Raw genomic sequence first — 5558 nt, 5'->3', positions numbered from 1 at the left:
ACAACGTGAATCTCTCAGATTTTGGCTAGGCTACATTCCGAATTCATGTTAAATAAATAGAAGAGGATGCTAATACTGGGGAAAATTACTGATGTCCAAATTATACACGATTCGATGCATTTTTGTGAAGAATTATTTATTTTTTGTAAAATATAGTACATCCTTGGTAACTTGCCGCGTTAAAAAACCCGCCATTACAGCAGGTTCTTGTCTTACCCTATAGTTCTTTTTGTCGGAAGCCTTACTTCACCATCGCCAGCGCCAACCCGTCATATGCCGGCAGCAATGTGCTGATCAGACGCTCGTCCGTGGCGATCATCTCGTTGAATCTGCGCATCGCTTGTACCGACGGTCCATTTTTGTCGGGATTTAACGTCCGGCCGCGCAGCAGAATATTATCCCCGGCAATCAGCGCTCCCGGTTTCGCCAGCTTGATCGCATATTCGAGATAGTTCGGGTAGTTTTCCTTATCCGCATCGATCAAAAAGAAATCAAACTGCTCCCCCCGTTGCTCCAGAATATGCAAGCTGTCCAGCGCGGGGCCTACCATGTATTCCACCATCTGCCCGTATCCGGCTTCATGCAAATTGGTTCGTGCCAGTTCGGCGTTCTCTTCCTTCAACTCCAAGGACACGAGCCGCCCGTCCGCAGGCAATCCCCGCGCCATGCAAATGCCGCTGTATCCGCCCAGCGCGCCGATTTCCAACACGGATTTGGCTCCGGCCAGCTTGACGAGCAGCGTTAACAGCCGCCCATATCCCGGCGCAATCGACACATCCCGCATCCCATGGTTGGCGATGGATTGGGTTACCCGTTCCAGCACTTCATCCTTGGCGTATAATTCATCACCGTATTCCTCCGGCGTCAGCATCGAATAATCTTCCTTTCATCCGTTCATACTTAAGAACCGTTTGTAACTTGTTAGACATTGGCCTATACTGAATTGTATGGTTTTTCCGCTATTCTCACAAGTCTATGCGAAGCTGGAGTGATTGACGTAAATATGGCTGGACCTTTGCAACTGATCGCCACCGCCCCGATGGGCCTGGAGGCCGTGGTGGCGCGTGAACTCAAAGAATTAGGTTATGAAGATACGGCGGTGGAGAACGGCAGGGTGAATTTCACCGGAGATTTCATCGATATTTGCCGCTGTAATTTGTGGCTAAGAACCTCGGATCGCGTCCTTATCAAAATGGGCGAATTTACGGCCGTCACCTTTGACGAGCTGTTTGAAGGCACCAAGGCACTGCCTTGGCAAGATTTTATCCCGGTTAATGGAGAGTTTCCGGTGGAGGGACGCTCGCACAAATCGCAGCTTAGCAGTGTGCCGGCGTGTCAGGGGATCGTGAAAAAAGCGATTGTCGAAAAGCTGAAGCAATCCTATCACACCGAGTGGTTCGAAGAAACCGGACCGCGATACGTGATTGAAGTGAATCTGCTTAACGACAAAGCGCTGCTGACACTCGACACGACCGGTCCGGCGCTGCATAAGCGCGGCTACCGCAAGCACGCGACCGAAGCACCGCTCAAGGAGACGATGGCCGCGGCGATGATTCTGCTCAGCCGCTGGAATCAAAACCCGGTGCGTCCGTTCTACGATCCGTGCTGCGGTTCGGGAACGTTGCCGATCGAGGCAGCGATGATCGGCTGGAACATAGCGCCGGGCTTGCGGCGCACGTTTAACGCCGAGCGATGGCCGGTTGTGCCGCCAGAGCTGTGGCAGCAAGCGCGCGACGAGGCGATTGACGCGGTACGGGACGATGTACCGCTGAACATTGCCGGCAGCGACATTGACCCGGCCGCGATCGAAATCGCTAAAGCCGCGGCCAAAAGCGCCGGGCTGGCGAACGAAATCCGGTTCGCCTGCATGCCTGCCGCCAAAGTCCAGCCGCAGGGCGATTACGGCGTGATGATCACCAACCCGCCATACGGTGAGCGGATTGGGGAAGAGAAGGAAGTGCGCAAGCTGATCGCCCAGCTCGGGAGAGTGATGGCCGGACTGCCGACGTGGTCTTTTTTCGCACTGACACCAACCAAGCAGTTCGAGCACGACTTCCAGCGCAAAGCGGACAAGCGCCGCAAGCTGTTCAACGGGCGTATCGAATGCCAATATTTGCAGTATCTCGGGCCCCTTCCTCCGCGCCATTAGGTGCAGAGGGAGGGTCTCTCCCTTTTACACCTTAGCAAGGAAAGGAGCGAATAGGTCGTCATGCTGCGTTTGACATCTCATCGCGGTGGTTTCGGCAATCGATTCCGCCTTCGGCTGCAGTACCGCCATTTTGTTTATTTCTTTTTTGTGGCCGCGATTTTTATGAAACTGGTCATTTTGCATAATAATCTGCATGCCCGTTACATCGACATGAACCTGCTGGACGATCTGATCGCCATCGGTTCCATTCTGTTGGCCTCGTTCTGGACGTTATGGCTGCCCCCACAGGGAAGAAGTATCGCCTTGGGAGCGCTAAACGTACTGCTCACCGTACTCATCTTCGCCGATTTGGTCTATTACCGCTATTTTGGCGATTTTCTCACTGTGCCCGTCCTGCTGCAAGCTGGACAAGTTGGGGATCTGGGCGGGAGCATCCGCGAGCTGATCCGCGTTGCCGATCTGTGGCTGATCGCCGATTGGGCGGTTTGGGCGGTGTTTATGGCTGTGCGCCGCATAAGACACGGAGGCGGTAACCGCCATCCTTCGGGTTGGCTCCGCAGCACCAGCAGATCCAACGCCTTGGGGCGCGGCTCCTTCTCGCCCATTTCCTTTAGCGGCACCTCTCGCCGCACGCTCGGCTGGCGCAGATTCCGCCGCCTGTATACGGGGATCGGCATCTTTGTACTTGGCTTTGCGCTTACGTTGGGACCCATTCGCTTTTATACCCAAACCTGGGCGGTCGGGTTGTTCGAAAACAACTGGTGGAACGTCTCCTTATACAACGTGACCGGCTTGCTAGGCTTCCATTACTATGATGCAAGCCGTTACCTCAAGGAGCATCTCGGAGGCGGCCAAACGGTCAGCCCCGAGGAGCAGGAAGAGATCCGCCAGTGGTTCATCGAAGCTAGCCAGCGCCGCCAAGCGGACAATGCCCTGTTTGGGAAGTATGCTGGCAGCAATGTGATCGTCATTCAGGCCGAAGCCTTTATGAATTTCATGATCGGCAAAACCATAAGCGGCCAAGAAATCACGCCGAATTTCAACAAGCTGATGGGTGAGAGTCTCTATTTCTCGAACTTCTATCATCAAACCGGTCAAGGGCGCACCTCGGATGCGGACTTCTCCTCCAACAGCTCCTTGCATCCGTTGCCCACAGGCTCGGTCGCTGTCCGTTATCCGAACCATACGTTTGACGTGCTGCCGCAGATTCTGAAGACAGAAGCCAGCTATACTGCCGATGCTTTTCACGCGTACGAGGGCAGCTTCTGGAACCGGAACAATATGTATCAAGCGATGGGCTACGACCGGTTTTACAGCAAAAAAGACTTCCAGCTGGACGAGCCTCTGGGCTGGTCGCTGGGAGATAAATCCTTCTTCCGGCAGTCGCTCACGATCATGGCTCAGGAGAAACAGCCCTTTTATTCGTTTATGATCACCTTATCGAGTCATCATCCTTATACGCTGCCGGCTGGATTGCAGGAACTGGATACCGGCGAATTCAAGGGCACGATATTCGGCGATTATTTGCAGGCCGTGCATTACGTGGATGCCGCGCTTGGAGAGTTCGTGGAGGGCTTAAAGCAGGAAGGATTGTGGGATCATACGATTTTGGCCTTCTATGGGGATCACGACAACTCGATCACCGACAAAGCGGTGTATGAGCAGTTTTTCGGCGAATCGCTGAGCGAGCTTGATATGCACCAGATCATGAATCAGGTGCCGCTGCTCATCCATCTGCCGGACGGCCAGCACGCCGGCGTCTACGAGGAGCCTGCTGGTCAGCTTGACCTCACGCCGTCGTTGCTGCATCTGTTAGGTTTTTCCTCAGACTCCTACTACATGATGGGGAATAATCTATTTGCCGATCTGGGAAGTGAACGTGCAAGGGATCGGTTGGTCGTGCTGCGCTCCGGCGCGTATACAGACGGCGAGCGCTACTATATTCCATCCGACGATAACTTGTTTACGAACGGCAGCTGCTACGACTTGATCAGCCGGAAGGTTACCGAGATCGAGGCATGCCGCGCGAAGCACGAAGAAGCGATGAACCGTCTGCGCATCTCAGACGAAATCATCACTTCCGATTTGATTGCGACGTTCCGCAAGGAGAACTAACGAGCAGGATGGGGGGAGACACTGGATTCGCGGACGATGCATCCAATCGGCTTGAACCGTCAGTCCCGCACGTCATCTGTCAGTCTGGACCAGGCGAAATGCTGCTTTGCATGTCATCCCCTCCTTTGGCTGGTTAGATGACTTCCAGCCCATCGTTATCCGGCAGCTGCGGGTAAGCGGCATGCGGCTCGGATTGATACCAGTAGCTGACGGAGGCGATGTCATCTTGCAGCGGTAAATAGCGGCCGCAGGAGCGCCAGCCCAGCGCCTGAATCGTCACCCGCAAATCCGCTTCGAAGCGGATCGGGTCCATGACATGCCAGCGGTACATGCCAAAGCGCTGCTGGCTTCGGTACAGGCCGTCGGGCTTAATGATCTGATGTAGCCCTAAGTATGGCGTGGAGTAGGAGCCATATTCTCCTTTGGGTTGCTCGAAGTTCCATGCCCCGCCGAAATAGTCCTCCGTGCCAGTGCCGCAAATGGTCGGGAAATCCTGATCTCCATCCATGTAGAACTTGATCTCGCCTTCCCCCCACCAGCCATTATTGTTCACCTGCCACGCCAGATATGTACCGACGTAATGCCCTTTGCCGCATACGCCGTCTAACAGCACATGCACGTCCTTGTAGCAAACCGGGTTGCTTCTTCTCCATTGGGCGTGAAAATACGCAGCATCGTCCGGTACCTCGGTTAAGGTGTAGTCGATTTGGTAATACAAGACAACCGCCGAATCCATCCGGTTTTCGATGGTGATTTTGGCCTTCTTGCGGAACGGCATCACCCAGTAACTGTTCATCCCGCCGGCCGGATTCACCGCGATCGGCAGCGAACTGACGTTGCTGCGCTCGCACCAGCCGTTGCAGAAGAAGTCGCCCAGCGGTGTCTCTACGCTTGGAGTGTCCTCATCGTCCCAGTACATCCGCAAGATCATATGACGCCAGCTTTCTGGAAAACAGGTCAGCCAAATATGCTGAATCGCACCCGGCCCGTCGATCTCCGCCACCATAAAGGTCTGGCCTGCCGCGATATTTACCGACGGGGAGACCTTCCAGCCTTGCCCAAGATCACGGGCGCACTCCGCCCCGGTTCCTTCTGTCGCCATGCCGCCTTGCCCTTTAGCGCCGGTAAAATTCTCCGCACTGATTGATCTTGTCTTCGCCGGCGACAACCGGTACAAGTTGCCTAATCCTAGATCTAGTCCGTTGCTATGAACGTTTTTGTCAAGCCCTCGGTTTTAAATCTGCCTGAGCACGTGGCGCGAGAGCAAAAATGCGAGCGACGGTCGGCACGCTGC

The 5558-nt window shown here is 54.6% G+C and carries 4 protein-coding genes; 2 read left to right on the top strand and 2 right to left on the bottom strand.

Annotated elements, in window-relative coordinates; genetic code table 11:
- Nucleotides 1–241: 241 nt before the first annotated feature.
- Nucleotides 242–871: an O-methyltransferase gene (locus RW092_RS10230; RefSeq protein ID WP_316010150.1), complete on the bottom strand. Its 630-nt coding sequence runs from the start codon at nucleotides 869–871 to the stop codon at nucleotides 242–244.
- A 132-nt stretch (nucleotides 872–1003) separates the two neighbouring features.
- Here RW092_RS10230 and RW092_RS10225 point away from each other — a divergent pair, with 132 nt between their 5' ends.
- Together RW092_RS10225 and RW092_RS10220 are read left to right on the top strand one after the other, a co-directional pair.
- Nucleotides 1004–2149: a THUMP domain-containing class I SAM-dependent RNA methyltransferase gene (locus tag RW092_RS10225; RefSeq protein WP_016312788.1), complete on the top strand. Its 1146-nt coding sequence runs from the start codon at nucleotides 1004–1006 to the stop codon at nucleotides 2147–2149.
- Nucleotides 2150–2209: 60 nt separating this feature from the next.
- Entirely contained in the window at nucleotides 2210–4264 is a 2055-nt protein-coding gene (locus tag RW092_RS10220; protein ID WP_316010149.1) for an LTA synthase family protein, read from the top strand.
- Between the two features lie 133 nt (nucleotides 4265–4397).
- Here the strand turns inward: RW092_RS10220 and RW092_RS10215 are convergent, their stop codons facing one another.
- Nucleotides 4398–5441: a glycoside hydrolase family 172 protein gene (locus tag RW092_RS10215; RefSeq protein WP_316010148.1), complete on the bottom strand. Its 1044-nt coding sequence runs from the start codon at nucleotides 5439–5441 to the stop codon at nucleotides 4398–4400.
- Between the last annotated feature and the right edge of the window lie 117 nt (nucleotides 5442–5558).

This window comes from Paenibacillus sp. 3LSP, from assembly GCF_032465655.1.
Taxonomy (GTDB): Bacteria; Bacillota; Bacilli; order Paenibacillales; family Paenibacillaceae; genus Fontibacillus; species Fontibacillus barengoltzii.
Note: the sequence above shows the minus strand (reverse complement) of the source record. Positions and strands in the feature narration are given on the sequence as shown.

Coding starts and splice junctions, on each gene's coding strand:
- RW092_RS10230 (WP_316010150.1), bottom strand. CDS start 871: ATGCTGACGCCGGAGGAATACGGTGATGAATTATACGCCAAGGATGAA.
- RW092_RS10225 (WP_016312788.1), top strand. CDS start 1,004: ATGGCTGGACCTTTGCAACTGATCGCCACCGCCCCGATGGGCCTGGAG.
- RW092_RS10220 (WP_316010149.1), top strand. CDS start 2,210: ATGCTGCGTTTGACATCTCATCGCGGTGGTTTCGGCAATCGATTCCGC.